Raw genomic sequence first — 2,827 nt, forward strand, 5'->3', positions numbered from 1 at the left:
CCGCCCAGAACGTCGACCGCCAGCCGGCCCACTCCCCGAGCGCCGCGCCCGCCGGCACGCCCGCGACGCACGACAACGTCACGCCCGCCACGAGCACGGCGGTCGCCCCGGCCTGCCGGGCCGGCCCGACCAGTGCCGCGGCGGCGGACATCGCGACGGCGAGGAACCCGGCGTTGACGATCGCCGCGACGACGCGGGTTGCGAACAGCACGGAGAAGTCGGTCGTGACCGCGCCGACGACGTGCACGACGACGAACGCGGCCAGGAAGCTTGCCAGCGCGCGGCGGCGCGGCCACCGGGCGCTCCACGCGGCCATCACCGGCGCGCCCACGACCATCCCGATCGCGTAGGCGGAGGTCAGGCTCGCGGCGGCGGCCACCGACACGGACAGGTCGGCGGCGATGCCCGGCACGAGACCGGACACCATGAACTCGGAGGTGCCCTGCGCGAAGACGGCAAGGCTGAGGACGTAGACGAACACGGGCACGGGAATCGACTCCGACGTCGGCATGCGCGGGTGGAGGACATCCGCGTGCCGGCCGTTGGAGGCACGTCGTCGACGGCCAAGGCACGAGCCACCGGCCGGACACGCGGAACGCGTCTCCGGTCGCCGAAGAGGGGTCGGTCGGGGAGCCGGTCGGTGACCGGTCAGGCGACCCGCCGCCGGACGACCGGCGGCTCCGCTCTGTCCGACTCGGGGCTCGTCACCCCGCGAACCCTACCCACGGGTCCGGCCGGTGATCAACCGCGTTCCGGCCGGGCGAACTCCGGCAGCCGGCGGGCCACCTCGTCCGGCGACGGCATGCGCGCGATCTCCACGGCCAGCACCCGGGCCGCGTCCCGGTGACCTGGGTTCCCCTGGCGCGGCAACAACTCCCGGACCTTCGCCGAGGCCGACGGCGTCGAGGACCGCCTTGGCGTCGCGGTAGGCGAGGGGGCCGGTGAGCGCGGCGGTGAACACGACCCGGGCCATCTCGGTCGACGACGTCGCCCACCCGCCCCTGGTCCGGGCGGGGTCGTGCATGGTGTCCCAGTGGTTGCGCTCCCGGTCCAGGAGGTAGCCGGTGAGGCCGGTCAGGCTCTCGGGCGCGGCCGGGCGGTCGGCGGGCCGGGCGTGGCGGTCGACCACGACCAGCGCCGCCATGTGGACGGCGAGGGTGAGCCCGAACTCGTCGCGCCGCAACCAGTCCGGCACGTCGATCACCTCGGGGTCGGCGATCCGGTAGTGCCGGGCGAAGCAGTCGCGGGCCGCGGTGAACATGCGGTCGCGGGCGGAGTCCGCGGCGGGCAGCGGGTCGAGGCTGCTGCTCGTGCACGCGTCCGGCGGCCAGCCGGCCTGGGCGAGGGCGTGCCGCAGGGCCGGCCACACGTGCACCGTGCGGGCCAGCAGCAGCACGCGCACGGGCACGTCCCGGTGCAGCGCCCTGTCGCCGAACAGCGACGTCAGGTGGTCCAGCGGCCAGCGGTCGGCGTAGTCGACCAGCAGCAGCAACCCGGCCGGTTCGCCGTCCGGGTCCGGAGTGGACGGTGCGCCGACGTCGACGCGGCCGGCGGTGAGCTCGGCGGTGACGACCTGCCAGCCGGCCCGCGCGGCGCGGCCGGCGACGTGGCCGGCGATGCGGGTCTTGCCCTGCCCGCCCGGCGCGTGCAACCACCGCACCGCCCGGTTCCCGCCCTCGGACCACCGCGCGAGGTCGCGCACCTCGGCGTCCCTGGCGGTGAAGTCCACGATCGCGAAGCGGGCGTCCAGCAGGTGGCTCGGCTGGGCGGGCAGGCCGCGCCCGTCCACCGCCGGCGTCACACCCGGCCCGGTCGGCGGGTAGCCCGTGATCCGGTAGCCGGGATCGCGGCCGGTGACCTGGGTGAAGTGGTTGACCTGGTTGATGTGGTTGACCTGGTCGACGCTGACGTCGCGGCCGGCCTGGACCACGAGGTGCGCTGCGCTGTGCGTGATCGTTTGGGACAGGCCCGCCGCGTCCGCCTCGCGGCGCACCGGGCCGGTCGAACCGTCGACGGACCGCTCCACGGCACCTCCCCCGAGCCAAGTGAACGGCCCGACCCCCACCCCACCGGGCTCCGCGCCACAATTCACCGCAATTGGGCGGAAAAGCCACTGCCTGTCCACACGGGTGTCACACCGTCGGCGCAGGGCCGAGTGCGCCGCGTCGGGCCAGGCTGGTGCGGCGGCAGGACTTCCGCCTAATCCGGTCACCCGGCCGAGCCACGCGTGCTTAGATCACTCGCCACGGCCCGTGCTCCGTCACCGCGGACGACCGGGGCGACTCGGCGGGGGACACGACCGCCGGCGCGCGATGGCACGTACCGGCCGGCTCCATTGCGGCCGCACGCCCCGCTCCGGTACCCAACAAGGTGGAACGCCTCGCCGGCATTCCGAGGAAGGACCACGATGACGCAGCCGCCGCAGCCCGGGCCGAGACCGGACCCCGCCACCGGTCAGGCCTCCGAGCCGACCTCCGAGCCGACGCCGGCTCCGGCCTCCCCGCCGGCCTCCCCCGAGCCGACCCCAGCCCCGGCAACCGAGTCGGTCACCGAGTCAGCCACCGCGCCGGTCACCGCGCCGGAACCGACCACCGAACCGACAGCCGAGCCGTCACCCGCACCGGCCGAGGCCGCCGAGGAACCGGCGCCCCAGCCTGAGCACGCACCGGGAGCGACGTCCGAACCGGCACCCGCCCCGGCTTCCGAGACCGCACCGGCCTTCGCCGCCGAGCCCGCGCCGCAACCGACACCCGAACCCGCGTCCGCGTCGGGGTCCGAGTCGACGCCCGCGCCCGAGGCCGCCGCCGAGCCGGCACCCCAGCCCGAG

The 2,827-nt window shown here is 75.8% G+C and carries 2 protein-coding genes and 1 pseudogene; all 3 read right to left on the reverse strand.

Going from position 1 to position 2,827, the window contains the following annotated elements:
• The coding region (locus ACFQ3T_RS35640; protein WP_380730395.1) for an MFS transporter at positions 1-487 on the reverse strand (487 nt) is incomplete at its 3' end.
• Positions 488-718: 231 nt separating this feature from the next.
• Positions 719-2,026 (reverse strand): hypothetical protein, encoded by a 1,308-nt coding sequence (locus tag ACFQ3T_RS35645; protein ID WP_380730393.1) that lies wholly within the window; start codon positions 2,024-2,026, stop codon positions 719-721.
• 428 nt (positions 2,027-2,454) lie between these two features.
• Positions 2,455-2,827, reverse strand: a pseudogene (locus tag ACFQ3T_RS35650) (hypothetical protein); the annotation flags it as partial.

This window comes from Saccharothrix hoggarensis, from assembly GCF_042678885.1.
In the GTDB taxonomy this organism is placed as follows: domain Bacteria; phylum Actinomycetota; class Actinomycetes; order Mycobacteriales; family Pseudonocardiaceae; genus Actinosynnema; species Actinosynnema hoggarensis.